15 protein-coding genes and 2 pseudogenes (1 of these 17 cut by a window edge) are annotated in these 14,641 nt (G+C 66.0%); 9 read left to right on the top strand and 8 right to left on the bottom strand.

The genetic code is table 11. The annotated features are described in order from the left end of the window. Positions 1–451, bottom strand: a pseudogene (locus tag ACFE99_RS11765) (ComEA family DNA-binding protein); it reaches 403 nt to the left of the window's first position. A 123-nt stretch (positions 452–574) separates the two neighbouring features. Between ACFE99_RS11765 and ACFE99_RS11760 the strand changes: the two are divergent. The 9 genes and pseudogenes from ACFE99_RS11760 (at position 575) to ACFE99_RS11720 (ending at position 8,928) form a co-directional block, all read left to right on the top strand. Then, positions 575–892: an SDR family NAD(P)-dependent oxidoreductase gene (locus tag ACFE99_RS11760; RefSeq protein ID WP_375485416.1), complete on the top strand. Its 318-nt coding sequence runs from the start codon at positions 575–577 to the stop codon at positions 890–892. Further along, positions 892–1,191 (top strand): phage holin family protein, encoded by a 300-nt coding sequence (locus ACFE99_RS11755; RefSeq protein ID WP_375485414.1) that lies wholly within the window; start codon positions 892–894, stop codon positions 1,189–1,191. The genes ACFE99_RS11760 and ACFE99_RS11755 overlap by 1 nt, the downstream gene beginning before the upstream one ends. Further along, positions 1,178–1,417 carry a DUF3618 domain-containing protein gene (locus tag ACFE99_RS11750; RefSeq protein ID WP_375485412.1) on the top strand — a complete coding sequence of 80 codons (240 nt, stop codon included), beginning with the start codon at positions 1,178–1,180 and terminating at the stop codon, positions 1,415–1,417. Before ACFE99_RS11755 ends, ACFE99_RS11750 begins: the two co-directional genes overlap by 14 nt. 124 nt (positions 1,418–1,541) lie before the next feature. Further along, positions 1,542–2,702, top strand: coding sequence for an acyl-CoA dehydrogenase family protein (locus tag ACFE99_RS11745; protein WP_375485410.1), 1,161 nt, complete (start codon positions 1,542–1,544; stop codon positions 2,700–2,702). An 8-nt stretch (positions 2,703–2,710) separates the two neighbouring features. Further along, the gene (locus ACFE99_RS11740; RefSeq protein WP_375485408.1) at positions 2,711–3,829 is read left to right on the top strand and encodes an acyl-CoA dehydrogenase family protein; all 1,119 of its coding nucleotides are present in this window, start codon (positions 2,711–2,713) and stop codon (positions 3,827–3,829) included. Positions 3,830–3,844: 15 nt separating this feature from the next. After that, positions 3,845–4,268 (top strand): annotated as a pseudogene (locus tag ACFE99_RS11735) (PPOX class F420-dependent oxidoreductase). Between the two features lie 106 nt (positions 4,269–4,374). Next, a complete protein-coding gene (locus tag ACFE99_RS11730) occupies positions 4,375–5,418 on the top strand; it encodes a dihydrodipicolinate reductase (RefSeq protein WP_375485405.1) in 1,044 nt (347 codons plus the stop codon). Between the two features lie 193 nt (positions 5,419–5,611). Beyond that, positions 5,612–6,052 carry an MmpS family transport accessory protein gene (locus tag ACFE99_RS11725; RefSeq protein ID WP_375485403.1) on the top strand — a complete coding sequence of 147 codons (441 nt, stop codon included), beginning with the start codon at positions 5,612–5,614 and terminating at the stop codon, positions 6,050–6,052. Then, positions 6,049–8,928: an RND family transporter gene (locus ACFE99_RS11720; protein WP_375485401.1), complete on the top strand. Its 2,880-nt coding sequence runs from the start codon at positions 6,049–6,051 to the stop codon at positions 8,926–8,928. Before ACFE99_RS11725 ends, ACFE99_RS11720 begins: the two co-directional genes overlap by 4 nt. Here ACFE99_RS11720 and ACFE99_RS11715 read toward each other — a convergent pair. From ACFE99_RS11715 to ACFE99_RS11685, 7 genes are all read right to left on the bottom strand, one after another. Further along, on the bottom strand, positions 8,925–9,761 hold the full coding sequence (locus ACFE99_RS11715) for a DegV family protein (protein ID WP_375485399.1): 837 nt from the start codon (positions 9,759–9,761) through the stop codon (positions 8,925–8,927). The two genes, ACFE99_RS11720 and ACFE99_RS11715, sit on opposite strands and share 4 nt — an antisense overlap. A gap of 4 nt (positions 9,762–9,765) precedes the next feature. After that, entirely contained in the window at positions 9,766–10,557 is a 792-nt protein-coding gene (gene octT, locus ACFE99_RS11710) for a diglucosylglycerate octanoyltransferase (RefSeq protein ID WP_375485397.1), read from the bottom strand. After that, positions 10,547–11,203: a glucosyl-3-phosphoglycerate phosphatase gene (gene gpgP, locus ACFE99_RS11705; protein WP_375485394.1), complete on the bottom strand. Its 657-nt coding sequence runs from the start codon at positions 11,201–11,203 to the stop codon at positions 10,547–10,549. The genes octT and gpgP overlap by 11 nt, the downstream gene beginning before the upstream one ends. Then, positions 11,200–11,568, bottom strand: a complete 369-nt coding sequence (gene rsfS / locus ACFE99_RS11700) for a ribosome silencing factor (protein ID WP_375485392.1) — start codon at positions 11,566–11,568, stop codon at positions 11,200–11,202. Before rsfS ends, gpgP begins: the two co-directional genes overlap by 4 nt. After that, positions 11,565–12,191: a nicotinate-nucleotide adenylyltransferase gene (gene nadD, locus ACFE99_RS11695; protein ID WP_375485390.1), complete on the bottom strand. Its 627-nt coding sequence runs from the start codon at positions 12,189–12,191 to the stop codon at positions 11,565–11,567. The genes rsfS and nadD overlap by 4 nt, the downstream gene beginning before the upstream one ends. A gap of 146 nt (positions 12,192–12,337) precedes the next feature. Continuing rightward, positions 12,338–13,777, bottom strand: coding sequence for a VWA domain-containing protein (locus tag ACFE99_RS11690; RefSeq protein ID WP_375485388.1), 1,440 nt, complete (start codon positions 13,775–13,777; stop codon positions 12,338–12,340). Next, positions 13,777–14,641 (bottom strand): AAA family ATPase (locus tag ACFE99_RS11685; protein ID WP_375485386.1); only part of this gene is annotated, 865 nt, incomplete at its 5' end. The genes ACFE99_RS11690 and ACFE99_RS11685, both read right to left, overlap by 1 nt.

Here is a 14,641-nt window from a genome sequence, read left to right as displayed (position 1 = left end):
GCGCGTCGGCGATGCGGGCACCGGGCGCCAACGTGACGAGCCCGGGTTTGTGCACGAGGCCGACGACGCTGACTACCACCGGTTGGTCCGCTCTGGCCGAAGGATGGGTCGTGGGGCTGCGGCTGGCCGAGGAAACCATCTCAACCGGAGGCAATTTGGCTGACATGACCGGCGCGGGCCGGTTGCGCAGCACAGTGAACACCGTGACCAACACCGCAAGAACCGCGATCGCCGCCAATGCGATGACACCGGCGCGACCGGGATCGGCGCGTACCCGGGCCAGCCAGCCGTCACCGGTGAGAGCCGAGCCGTCCGGAAGCCAGCGCGGCAGCAACGAGTTCGGGTCACCGTCCTGCGCGTCGTCGACCGCATCGGGGTCGGCGCGGCCGTCGGCAACGGGCTGAGCAGCGAGACGTCGGTGCAGTCGCTCCGCAGGCAGTTCTGTTCGCATGCGCCGACCGTAGGCGCGAGGGCCGTCATCACCGTCGCGTGACCGAACGGCCGGCCACCGGTTGTGGAACAAGCCCAGACTGTGGAGAAGTTTGGCCGCCCCTGCGGTGGGTAGCCGGGCGCCATGGCGGACAAATCGGCATCGATCACTGGCGCATCGAGTGGAATCGGTTTTGAGCTGGCTAAGCAGTTCGCCGAGCACGGCTATGACCTGGTGGTCGCCGCCGAAGACGACGGCATCCACAGAGCGGCCAACTCGTTGTCGCGAACCGGAATCCACGTCGAGCCGGTGCAGGGCTTCGAGGCGTTGATGCGCGGCGACCGCAAAGTGCTGGCCGAATCGCTGACCACGAAAATCATGGGCATCAGCAACCGGTTCCTGCCTGACTCGGTCAAGACGCCGGCAGCCTGGGTGCTCAACGTCCCCGTCGACCGTCGGTGATGTTTCGTCGCAGGTCAGGCTGGGCATTGCCATCGGAGCACAGCAATCCCGCAGCTGGCGTCCTGGTGTTCTTCGGTGCGGCGAGCCTGATTGCCGCAGCCATCGCCGCGGTGGCACTGGCATTGCCCGTGTGGGCGGCCGCGCTGATCGTGGGCGCAGCGCTGCTCCTGGCGGCCGGGGCGGCGGCCCTGGTTAGCACGAGCCAGGCTAAACAGGCCAGCCCTGCGGCGCCGCAAACCCTGGCCAACGTGAAAAAAGACGCCCAAGAAGTGAAAGACGCCCGCCATGGCCGAAGCTGAGCGCCCCGAGCCCGGGCCTGACGCCGGCATCAGCGACGTCCAGGCCGATATCGAGCACACCCGAAGCCAACTCGGCGACACGGTAGGAGCCCTGTCGGACAAGTTCGACGTCGCCGACAGAGCCCGGGCCGCCGCCAAACCGTCGCTTGTGGTGGTGGCCTCCGTCGTTGGCGCCACCGTGGTAGGCACCGTATGGTGGCGCCGCCGTTCGCGCCGCCGACGCTGACGTCACAGCCACACAGCTGCCACGCCGTTGCGGCACCCGGTGACCGGTTGGCGACGGTGGCCGCCTAACGTGCAGGGCAAAACCGCCGGTTCGCCCCCGTCGTTCACCGCTTGAAGGAGGCCGCATGCAGCTAGCGCTCACCGAAGACGAAGCTGCTTTCCGCGACGAGCTTCGCAGCTTCTACACCACCGCGATCCCGGCCGAGCTCCGGGAGCGGACGCGGGCGGGTCTGCCGCCCCGCCGCGATGACATCGTGACCAGCCAGAAGATCCTGAACGATCACGGCCTTGCGGTGCCCAACTGGCCCGTCGAGTGGGGCGGCAAGGATTGGACCCCGACCCAACACCAGATCTGGCTCGACGAGATGCAATTGGCCGGCGTGCCCGAGCCGCTGAACTTCAACACCAAGATGGTCGGTCCGGTGATCGCCGAGTTCGGCTCCCAGGAAATCAAGGAGCGCTTCTTGCCGGCGACGGCCAGCATCGACATCTGGTGGTGCCAGGGATTCTCCGAACCGGAGGCCGGTTCTGATCTGGCCTCCTTGCGCACCACCGCGCACCGTGACGGCGACAGCTATGTGGTCAACGGGCAGAAGACGTGGACGACGCTGGGCCAATACGCCGACTGGATCTTTTGCCTGGTGCGCACCGACCCCCAGGCTCCCAAAAAGCAGGCCGGGATCTCTTTTCTGCTGATCGACCTGGACACCCCTGGGATCACGATGCGGCCGATCAAGCTGATCGACGGCGGCCACGAGGTCAATGAGGTGTTCTTCGAGGACGTTCGAGTACCCGCGGATCAGCTTGTCGGCGAGGAAAACCAGGGCTGGACCTACGCGAAGTTCCTGCTCGGCAACGAGCGGACCGGCATCGCCGGGGTGGGCCGAACCAAGGTACGGCTGGCCGAGGTCAAACGGCACGCCGCCGACACCGGGATGCTCGACGACCCGCTGTTTGCGGCGCGGCTCGCCGAAGTCGAAAACGAGCTGCTGGCATTGGAACTCACCCAGATGCGGGTAACTGCCAGTTCGGCGGACGGCAAACCCAACCCCGCATCCTCGGTCCTGAAGCTGCGGGGCAGCCAACTGCAGCAGGCGGCCACCGAACTGCTCGTCGAGGTCGCCGGACCCGACGCGCTGCCGGTTCAAGCCGGCGATGACATTGCCTCGCCGGGGTGGGCCCAACTCAGCGCACCGCGCTATCTGAACTACCGCAAGACGTCGATCTACGGCGGCAGCAACGAGGTGCAGCGCAGCATCATCGCTTCCACCATCCTCGGACTGTGAGCTAAGCCATGGACTTTCAGTTGAGCGACGAGCAAACCCTGCTGCGCGACACCACCCGCGACGTGCTCGCCCGCACCTATGACCCGGAGACCCGCAACAAGATCGTCGACAGCGAGCTCGGCTGGAGTCGTGAGGTGTGGAGCCAGCTCGCCGAGATCGGCATCCTGGGGCTCGGCTTCGAGCCGGCCGAGGCCGGCCAGATCGAAATCATGCTGGTGCTTGTCGAAATGGGCCGGCGCCTGGCCCCCGAGCCGGTCGTCCACGCCGCACTGGCCCCGGGTGCTCTCATCGCCGAGTTCGGCACCGCTGAACAGAAGCGGCTGCTGGACGACGTCGCCGCCGGCCAAAAACTACTGGCCTTCGCCCACGTGGAGCCGGGCATGCGCTTGGCTTCGGCAGATGTCGCGACTACCGCTGAGCGCCAAGGCGATTCGTGGGCGTTGAGCGGGCGGAAGAACCCGGTACTGGCCGGTGACTGCGCCGACGCCCTGGTGGTCAGCGCCGGGTTGCCGGACGGTGGCACGGGCTTGTTCCTGGTCGACGCCTCGACAAACGGCGCTGCGGTCACCCGGCATCGATACCAGACGTTCGACGGGCAGCGCGGCGCCCAGATCGACTTCGACCAGACCCCCGCCGAGCCGCTCGGCGAGGCGGTCGACGCGTCACCGGCGATCCTCGACGCCGTCATCCGTATCCAGTCGGCGCTGTGCGCGGAGGCGGTCGGAGCGATGGAGGAAGCGCTTCGCTTGACCACGGAATACCTGAAGACGCGCAAGCAGTTCGGCGTCACGTTGAACAAGTTCCAGACGTTGACCCAGCGCGCCGCCGACATGTACGTCTCGCTGGAGTTGGCCCGCAGCATGAACCACTACGCCGCGATGTCGATCGCCGACGGCAACCTGGACCCGCTGGTCGCGGCGCGCGCCAAGCTGCAGATCGGCCGATCGGGCCGGCATATCGCTCAAGAGGCGATTCAGTTGCACGGCGGCATAGGGATGACCGCCGAATACCCGGTCGGACATTACGCGGCGCGGCTCACCGCGATCGAGCACACACTGGGGTCGCCGACTGACCAGCTGCACGTGTTGGTCGACCAGCTCGGCGACTATGACTTGGTCAAGCTCTGACCCGCGGAGACTTGGATGGCCGAATTAACCGAGGAGGTCGTCGAATTCCTATCGGCGGGCACGCGAACCGGCATGCTGGGGTATCTCGCCACCGACGGCCGGCCACTGGTCGCTCCGGTATGGTTCATCGTCGACCACGGTGAGCTTGTGTTCAACACCGGCCGCCGCACCGCGAAAGGCCGTGCGCTGGAACGGGATTCCCCGGGTTGTGGTCTGTGTGGACGACCCGCATCCCCCGTATTCGTTCGTGCAGGTGCAAGGCGTCGCCGGGATCACCGAGGATGCCCCGGATCTGCTGGACATCGCCACCAGGATCGGCGGGCGGTACATGGGACTGCACCGCGCTCGGGAGTTCGGCCGCCGCAACGCCGCGCCCGGCGAATTGGTGGTGCGGGTGCGGCCGACCAAGGTGGTGACCGGATTCCATATCGCCGACTAACAGTAGTGTTCGCCGGGCCCGGCCCGGCCACCAGACGCAAAAGCCCCCAGCCCTATGGATTTCGGGGTGCTTTTGCGTCTGCTCGCCCAATGAACCGAGGAGGTACATGAGCGCACCGCATCGCGTGATCCAGTGGACGACCGGCAACATCGGACGACGATCACTACACGCCATCATCGGCAGACCCGACATGGAGTTGGTCGGGGTCTATGCGCACGGTCAGGACAAAGTCGGCGTCGACGCCGCCGAGCTGTGCGGCTGGCCGGAGCCGACCGGTGTGAAGGCCACCAACGACATCGACGCGCTGCTGGCGCTGCAGCCCGACGCCTGTTGCTATAACCCGTTGTGGCCCAACATCGACGAGCTGGTAGGGCTGCTCGAGGCCGGGGTCAACGTCTGCTCCAGTGCGGCGTGGATCACCGGCGGCAAGCAAGGCCCGCAGGACCTCGACCGGATTAGAGAGGCGTGCCGGCGGGGCGGTGCGACGATCTTCGGCAGCGGCGCACATCCGGGTATCTCGAACATGGTCGGGATGGTGCTCAGCGGGGCGTGCGAGCGGGTCGACGAAATCCGCATCACCGAGTCGGTGGACTGCTCGACCTACGAGTCAGCGGAAACCCAAAAGGCGATGGGCTTTTCCCAGGATCCCGACACCCCGGGCCTGGCCGACAGCGTGCGACGCGAAAGCGAAGTCTTCGCCGAATCGGCAGCGATGATGGCCGACGCGATCGGCGCACGACTGGACCGAATGACCTTCGACGTCACGTTCACCGCGGCCACCGGCGACAGCGACCTCGGCTTCATGACGATTCCAGAGGGCACAGTCGCTGGCGTCTACGGCTACCACCGCGGCTGGGTCGGCGACAAAAACGTGGTTAGCGTCGGATTCAACTGGATCATGGGCGAGCACGTGGTGCCGCCCAAGCCGCTCGAGCACGGCCATGTCATCCAGGTGTTCGGGCTGCCCAACATGCGCACCGTCATTCACTGCCTGCCGCCGAAGGATTGGACCGAGCCCGGATTCATGGGCCTGGGCATGATCTATACCGCGATGCCGGTCACCAACGCTGTGCCAGCGGTGGTGGCCGCCGAACCCGGGATCGTGACCTTAGCCGATCTGCCGCCGATTACCGGCCACGCAGCGGTGTAGAGCGCGGCCGACCCGAAGAACGCTGTCGTACCGTACCGGTCTACGATCCTTAGACGCGCGAACCTTCGTGGGATGGAATGCGACGACGGAGGTGAGCGTTTCCGACAGCATTTGGGTCGACCCCTTGCAGCTCTCGGCCGAACATTCTGCTGAGCGTGGGCAACGATCCGATCGGTTAGCGGAAGGCGGTTAGATGAGGGCTTCAATTGCGAAAGCGCTCAAACGCGCGTGGATACCCCTCGTGGTGATCGTGGTGCTCACGGTCTCGGGGTTCGGCGTAGCCCGGCTGCACCGCATCTTCGGCTCCGAAGACCTCAACGCCAACGCCGGCGGCGGCATCGAGATCGTCCAGTTCAACCCAAAAGTCGTCATATACGAGGTCTTCGGGCCGCCCGGGACCACCGCGGACATCAACTATTGGGACGCGGAAGCCAACACGCACCAGGTCAACGGCGCGCCGCTGCCGTGGTCCTACACGATCAGCACCACCCTGCCCGCCGTCAGCGCCAACATCATGGTGCAGGGCGACAGTGACCAAATCCGCTGTCGCATCACGGTGGACGGAGTGGTCCGCGAGGAGAAAACCGCCGACGGCCTCAACGCCCAGACCTTCTGCCTGGTGAAGTCAGCATGACCCACACGAGCACCGAAAGGGCCCACCGGCCGTACCTCCCGCACGCGATCCGCATCTTCGCGGTGCCGATCATCTTGGTCTGGGTCTTCATCACCGTTCTAGTGAACGTCGTCGTGCCGCGGCTGGAAGTGGTCAGCGAGGAACACTCGGCACCGATGGCTCCCATGGACGCGCCGTCCATGCAGGCAATGATGCGCCTGGGTCACAACTTCAAAGAGTTCGACTCCAACAGCACGATCATGATCGTGCTGGAAGGCCAGCAACCGCTCGGCGACGCCGCGCACCGCTACTACAACGACATCATCCGCCAACTGAGGCAAGATCCCAAACACGTCCAGCACATCCAAGACTTCTGGAGCGATCGGCTAACCGCGGCAGGTGTTCAGGCCAGCGACGCCAAAGGCGCCTACGTGATGCTCAACATTGCCGGTAACCAGGGCCAGACGCTGGCGAACGAATCCGTCGAAGCCGTCCGCCACGTCCTGGACAGAACACCGGCCCCGCCCGGGGTGAAGGCCTATGTCACCGGCCCGGCGGCGCTGTCCGACGACATGCACGTCATCGGAAACGCCAGCTTGGCGAAGATCACGTTGTTCACGCTGGCGGCCATCGCGATCATGCTGTTTTTGGTCTACCGCTCGATCGTCACGACGCTGGTGCAGCTGTTCATGACCGGAATCGCGCTGGCATCCTCGCGCGGGGTCATCGCAGTCTTGGGCTACCATAATGTCTTTGGGCTCACCACGTTCGCCGCCAACATCCTGACCATGCTGGCGATCGCGGCCGGAACCGACTATGGCATCTTCCTCATCGGCCGCTATCAAGAGGCACTGACGGCCGGCGAGGACCGAATATCGGCCTATTACACGACATTTCGTTCAGTAGCCCCGGTTGTCCTGGGCTCTGGTCTGACGATAGCCGGGGCGACGTTCTGTCTTTTCTTTGCCCGACTGCCGTGGTTTCACACCATGGGTATTCCGGTCGCCATCGGCATGCTCGTCGTGGTAGCGGCCGGCCTCACCTTGGGGCCGGCCGTGCTCACGGTCGCCAGTCGCTTCGGTCTCTTAGAGGCACGGCGAGCGGCCACCCACCGGCTGTGGCGACGGGTCGGCACCGGCGTCGTGCGCTGGCCGGCACCGATTCTTGCTGCCAGCGCCGTCGTCGTGCTGATCGGGATGATCGCGCTGCCGGGGTTCAAGCCTGGTTACAACGATCGCTATTACCTTCCTGACCATGCCCCGGTCAATATCGGCTATGCGGCCGCGGACCGCCATTTCTCACAGGCCCGGATGAACCCGGACTTGTTGATGGTCGAGGCCGACCACGACATGAGGAACCCGGCCGACATGCTGGTGTTGGACAGGGTGGCCAAAAACGTCATCCGCGTCGTGGGTATCGCCATGATTCAGGACATCACCCGACCATTGGGCATTCCTATTCAGCACAGTTCGATACCGTTCCAAAACAGCATGCAGAGCCAGACGCTGATGCAGAACATGGCTTTCCTGAAGGACCGCATGGCGGACATCCTCAAGATGGCCGATCAGCTGCAGCTGACGATAGACACGCTGCAGCGGACGTATGACGTTCAGCAAAAACTCGTTGCTGCTACTCACCGCACGGATCTCGACACGCACGAGCTAACAGAGATCACCGACGAATTACGCGACCACATCGCCGACTTCGACGATTTCTGGCGGCCAATCCGCAGCTACTTCTACTGGGAAAAGCACTGCTTCGATATTCCCATTTGTTGGTCCTTCAGGTCGTTGTTCGACGCATTGGACGGCATCGATGAGCTAGACGACAAGTTTCACCAGCTTGCGAAAGACTTTGACTCCGTCGATGTACTCCAGCCGCAATTGGCAGCGCTGCTGCTGCCGCAGATCGAATCGCTGAAAACTACCCGCGCGCTGACGCTGACGATGCACAGCACGTTCCAGGCGATGATCAACCAGATGGAGTCGCTGAGCGACACCGCGATCGTCATGGGCCAAAGCTTCGACAACTCCAAAAACGACGACTTCTTCTACCTGCCTCCGGAAGCTTTCGGTAACCCCGACTTCCAAACGGGATTGCGCATGTTCTTGTCGCCGGATGGCAAGTCGGCACGCTTTTTCATCACCCATCAGGGCGATCCGGCCACGCCGGAAGGGATCTCGCGCGTGGATGTGGAGCGAACGGCCGCGCAGGAGGGACTGAAGCAATCCTCGTTGTCGAACGCCAAGGTGTACCTGGGGGGCACCGCTGCCACCTACAAGGACATGCACGACGGTGAGAAATATGACCTGATGATCGCGGTGCTGTCGGCGCTCACTCTGATCTTCATGATCATGCTGCTGCTTACCCGCAGCCTGGTTGCCGCGCTGGTGATTGTCGGCACCGCGGCCAGCTCGATCGCCGCGGCGTTCGGGCTTTCCGTGCTGGTGTGGCAAGACCTTTTCGGTCACCACATTCACTGGGTGGTGGCGGCGCTGTCGGTCATCATCTTGTTGGCGGTCGGATCCGACTACAACTTGCTTCTGGTCTCCCGCTTCAAGGAGGAGATCCACGCCGGACTGAAGACCGGCTATATCCGCGCGATGGCCGGCAGCGGTGGGGTGGTGACTGCCGCCGGACTGGTCTTCGCCTTCACCATGGCCGCCATGCTCGGCAGCGATCTGCGGGTGCTCGGCCAGTTCGGGTCGACGGTCTGTATCGGTCTATTGATGGACACGCTGGTCGTGCGCACGCTGTTCATGCCCTCGATCGCCACACTGCTGGGCCGCTGGTTCTGGTGGCCGCAGGTGGTCCATCCCCGCGGGGACAACGCGCGGCCGCCGCGCGCCCCGCTCGCCGAGGACACCGCGCCCCTGGCGGTGCCTGCGGGGCGCTAGTCGTCTCCGACGTCGGCGCACACCGCGAGCGCGCCCGTGCCCACGTGCAGGGCGAGCACCGGGCCGAGCTCGGTGACGATTGCGGGCCGGCACGCGGGCAGGCGTTCGGCGAGGGCGGCGGCCACGTCAGCGGCTCCGGCCGGGTTGGCGACGTGGTGCACCGCGAGCGCTGCCGCGCTGTCGCCGACGACATCGCACACCCGGTCGACCATCGCCGCCACCGCCTTGCTGGCAGTGCGAACCCGTTGGGCCAGAACAAGTTTGCCGTCGTCGATGCGCAGCAGCGGCTTGAGTGCCAGCGCAGTGCCCAGCCACGCCGCAGCACCGCCGATACGTCCGCTGCGGCGCAGGTTATCCAGCCGGTGCACGACGATGAATCCGTGATTGCGCGCCACCGCTGCCCTCGCCGCCCCTGCGACGGTATCGACGTCGGCACCCTCGGCTGCTGCCCGGGCCGCGGCCAGTGCGACGAAACCTGTCCCCATCGCGACCGATCGGGAGTCGACCACCCGCACGTTGTCGCCGATCTCGGCGGCGGTGCTCTCGGCGGCACCGGCGGTGCCGGACAGCTCCGCCGAAAGATGCACGGCCACCACCCCGTCACCACCGCTGTCGGCAAGTGCCCGCCGATAGGCGTCGCACAACTCGGCCGGAGTGGCCGCCGCGGTGGTGGCCTGGCCATGCTCCTGCACACCATCGGGGATCTGGTCCACCCCATCGCGCAGATCGAGGTCGTCGACCAAGATGTGCAGCGGCACCTGGCGAATCCCCCATCGTTGGCGCAGCTCGTCCGGTAGACGCGATGACGAGTCGGTGACCACCACGACTGACATGTGCTCAGCCGCGGGGGTCGGGGGGTCGATTGCGCGGCTCCTCATCGCGCTGCGCGCTCTGCATCGGCGCCACGCTGTTAGACACGCCGGCCTCGGCCAGCGCCTTGAGCATCAGTTCCGCGACCGCCTGATGCGCCTCGAAGTTCCAGTGGATACCGTCGGGGTTGCCGCGGCCGGTCATGATGTGTTCGGCCACCGCTGCTTTGAGGTCGACCAGCGGAATGTGGTGCTGCTCGGCCCATTCGGCGATGGCGGCCGCCGTCGCCGGGCGGCTGTGGTGCGCCCTGCCATAGGTCTCGGCGATGTGCACCGAGGGCAGCGACGCCACGATCGGTATACCGGGCCGGTTGAAATCGATTGCGCCCCGGGTCTGTTCGAGATATTCGACAGTGAGGTGCGGCGGCAATGCGGGCCGAGCCACCGGTGAGAGCCGCGGCTGCAGCCAGCCGTGGCCGTCGCGTACCCAGCGCCGAAGCCACGGTGGACGCACATAGCGGATGAGCTCGCGCAGCGCGGTCGGCAACACCGACGGCAGCGAATCCATCCCCCCGGTGGCGAAAATCACCGCGCCGGCTCTGCGCAGCGCCGCCCACGCCCGCGGGTCCTGGGTGGCGGCCCACCAGACGTCGCGACAGGTCCAACCGATCCGGCCGAGCAGCTCGACATCCCAGTTGAGCTGTGATGCAACGATATTCGGCCAAATACGGGGGTCGTCAGCAGGCAGGCCGCCGGTGGGCCCGTAGTAAGCCAGCGAATCGGCGAAGATCAGCAGCACGGGCCGCGACTCACAAGACATCATCCGCGACCTGGGCCGAAGCATTCCACACGTCAAGGCGCCAGCTGATGCGGTCGGCGTCGTCGGCGGAGTGGCCGCTCAATTGGGTCCAGCTGGCGTTGCCCATACCGCCTAGGGCGGGCCAGTGTTCGACCGGCAGCCGCAGCAGCGCCGCGGTCAGTGCGGCGATCACACCGCCGTGAGCGACCACAACCACAGGCCGATCGTCGCTGCCCCAGTCGGGTTCAGCGCCGACCAGCTCGGCGATCACGGGCACACTGCGGGCAGCCACGTCGATCCTGCTCTCCCCACCATGGGGTGCCCACGAAGCGTCCTCGCGCCACGCCACCCGAGCGCCGGGGACCTCGGCGTCAACCTGCGCATGCGTCATCCCTTGCCAGTCCCCGAGGTGGGTCTCGCGTAACCGGATGTCGACCCGGACCGGCAAGCCGGTGCGCTCGCCGAGCACGACCGCGGTGTCGTAGGCGCGCCGCAAATCCGACGACACGATCAGCAGGGGCTGGCGCTTGCCTAGCGCCTCGGCGGCGGCGATGGCCTGGGCGCGGCCCAGCTCACTCAGGTGGGTGTCCAGTTGGCCCTGCATCCGGGTGTCGGCGTTGAATTCGGTTTGCCCGTGCCGCAGCATCACCAGCAGTCGCGTGGTCATGACGTGCGTTCCAGATCGATGGCAACCTGCGGGCAATCCCGCCACAGCCGGTCCAGCGCATAGAAGTTGCGTTCGTCTTGATGCTGGATGTGAACGACGATGTCGACGTAGTCCAGCAGCGTCCAGCGGCCTTCGCGGGCACCCTCGCGCCGCGCCGGCTTGTAACCCGCGCGGCGCATCTTCTCTTCGACCTCGTCGACGATGGCGTTGACCTGCCGCTCGTTGGACGCCGAGGCGATGACGAAGCAGTCGGTGATCACCAGCTGCCCGGAGACGTCGATGACCACGACATCATCGGCCAGCTTGGAGGCGGCGGCGCTGGCGGCCACGGTGGCCATGTCGATGGCCTCCTGGGTGGCCGTCACGTCTGGTCCCCTGGTTTGCTGTACAGCCGCCGCTTGGATACGTATTGCACGACGCCGTCGGGCATCAGGTACCACAGCGGGCGGTGCTCTTCAGCGCGGCGACGGCAGTCCGTGGACGAGATCGCCAGCGCGGGCACCTCAACCAAAGTCAGTGCGTCGTCGGGTAGGCCGTCGAGGACGTCGCCGAGATGTTCGCGGCCCAGGTCATAGCCGGGGCGGCTCACCCCGATGAATCGCGCCATCGCGAACATGACCGCCCAGTCCTGCCACGACAGAATCGACGCGAGTGCGTCCGCGCCGGTGATGAAGTACAGCTCCGAATCCGGGTTGAGTGCATGCAGATCATGCAGGGTGTCTTTGGTGTAGGTGGGGCCTTTGCGGTCGATGTCCACCCGGCTCACCGAGAAGCGGGGATTGGAGGCGGTCGCGATCACCGTCATCAGGTAGCGGTCTTCGGCGGCGCTGACATGCCGGTCTTTCTGCCATGGCTGGCCGGTCGGAACGAAGACGACTTCGTCGAGCTCGAACAGGTCGGCAACTTCGCTGGCCGCGACCAGGTGGCCGTTATGGATGGGATCGAACGTCCCACCCATCACTCCCAGCCTGCGGCGCCGCTTTTGCACGGTTTGCCAGCTTACTGGAGGGCCTGATGCAGCTCGGGACGTAGCAGTCAGGCCGCGCAGGCAAGCCGGGCGCGGCGAGCGTAACGCCAGGGCGGGATTTTCGGCCGGATTCCGCCGCGACGTTACGCCCGGCGCCTAAGCCTGGCTCAGACCGGCAACAGCTGGTCGATCACCGCCGCCAGCTGTTTGGCCGACCGGCATTCGTGCATGGTGATCACGTCCTGGTAACGCGGCGCGGCCGAATCGCCACTGCCCCACAAATGCTTCGGCTCCGGGTTGAGCCAGTGCGCGTGTCGGCTGGCGGTCACCATGTGCGCCAGCACGTCGAGGGCCGGATCGCGGTAGTTGGTGCGACCGTCGCCTAGGACCAACAGTGAGCTGCGCGGTGACAGCACGTGTGGATAGCCCTCGGTGAACGAGGCGAACGCGTTGCCGTAGTCGGAATGCCCGTCGCGGGTGTAGACACCGGCCTCGCGCGTGATGCGCTGGATCGCCACCGCCAGATCGGCGTCGGGCCCGAACAGGTGGGTCACCTCGTCGGTGCTGTCGATGAACGCGAATACCCGCACGCGGGAAAACTGTTGGCGCAGCGCATGTACCAGCAGCAAAGTGAAGTGGCTAAACCCGGCCACCGATCCCGACACATCGCACAGCACCACCAGCTCGGGCCGGGCCGGGCGCGGCTTGCGCAGCACCACGTCGATCGGCACACCGCCGGTGGACATCGACTTGCGCAGGGTCTTGCGCAGATCGATCGCCCCGGCGCGGGCGCGGCGCCGACGGGCGGCCAGCCGGGTGGCCAGGGTGCGGGCCAGCGGCGCCACCACCCGGCGCATCTGGCGCAGCTGGTCGGCCGAAGCGCGCAGAAACTCGACGTTCTCCGAGAGCTGCGGGATACCGTACATCTGGACGTGGTCGCGGCCGAGCTGCTCGGCGGTACGCCGCTTGGTCTCGGCGTCGACCAGCTTGCGCAGCTGGGTGATCTTTTGCGCCGCAAGGGCTTTGGCGATCTGCTCCTGGGTGGGCGTAGGTTCGTCGCCGTAGGGGGCGAGCAGTCCGGCCAGCAGCCGGCCTTCGAGCTGGTCTAGCGCCATCGCCTTGAGCGCCTGATACGACGAGTACGACGGGCCGCGGCTGGAGCTGTATTTGCCGTAGGCCTCCACGATTTGGGCGATCATGGCCACCAGTCGCTCGTCCATGTCCGCCAGATCCTCGTTGGCGGTCAGCAGATCGACCAGCATCTGCCGCATCGCCTCGATGTCGTCGGGCGGCAGGAGAGCGGATTCACCGGGCTCTTCCTCGGTGACCACCGCGCGCCCCCCTACCGCCGCCGGCCACCACAGGTCGAACACGGCGTCGTAGGTTTCGCGGTGATCCGGTCTGCGCAGCACCGCGCACGCTATGCCCTCGCGCAGCACTTCCCGATCACCAAGCCCGAGGGTGGCCAGCACCCGCCCGGCGTCCACGGTCTCCGACGGTCCGACCGAGATACCTTGCGCCCGAAGGGCCTCCACGAAGCCCACCAGATGGCCGGGCAGCCCGTGCGGGGCCAACGGCTGGCTGGGGCGAACGCGGCGAACGGCCATCAGTTCAGGCGCAGTTCGCCGGCCGCGCGCTGCTGGTCGGATTGGTGTTTGAGGACCACGCCGAGAGTTGCCGCCACGGTCGCGTCGTCGATGGTGTCCAAGCCCAGCGCCAGCAGCGTGCGGCCCCAGTCGATGGTCTCGGCGATCGAGGGCACCTTCTTCAGCTGCATTCCGCGCAGCACACCGATGATGCGCACCAGCTCGTCGGCCAAATGCACCGGCAACTCGGGAACACGGGACAACAGGATGCGCCGTTCCATTTCCGGGCTGGGAAAGTCGATGTGCAAGAACAAGCAGCGCCGCTTCAGCGCCTCGGAGAGCTCGCGGGTGGCGTTGGAGGTCAACACCACAAACGGCGCACGTTCGGCGGTGATGGTGCCCAGCTCGGGAACTGTCACCGCGAAGTCGCTCAACACCTCCAGCAGCAGCCCCTCCATCTCGATGTCGGCCTTGTCGGTCTCGTCGACCAACAACACCGTGGGCTCGGTGCGCCGGATGGCAGTCAGCAGTGGGCGGGTCAGCAGAAACTCCTCGCTGAACACGTCGGCCTTGGTCGCCTCCCAGTCACCGGATCCGGCCTGTATGCGCAGAATCTGCTTGGCGTGGTTCCACTCATAAAGGGCGCGGGCCTCGTCGACGCCCTCGTAGCACTGCAGGCGGACCAGCCCGGAGCCGGTGGCCTGAGCGACCGCGCGGGCCAGTTCAGTTTTTCCGACCCCGGCGGGGCCTTCGACCAGTAGCGGCTTGCCGAGCCGGTCGGCGAGGAATACCGCGGTCGCCGTGGCGGTGTCGGGCAGGTAGCCGGTCTCGGCCAGTCGCCGCGCGACATCGCCGATATCGGCGAACTGCGGGATGGGTCGGGCG

The organism is uncultured Mycobacterium sp. (assembly GCF_964249325.1).
In the GTDB taxonomy this organism is placed as follows: domain Bacteria; phylum Actinomycetota; class Actinomycetes; order Mycobacteriales; family Mycobacteriaceae; genus Mycobacterium.
The sequence above is the reverse complement of the archived record's forward strand: the minus strand, read 5'-3'. Positions and strand labels throughout refer to the sequence as shown.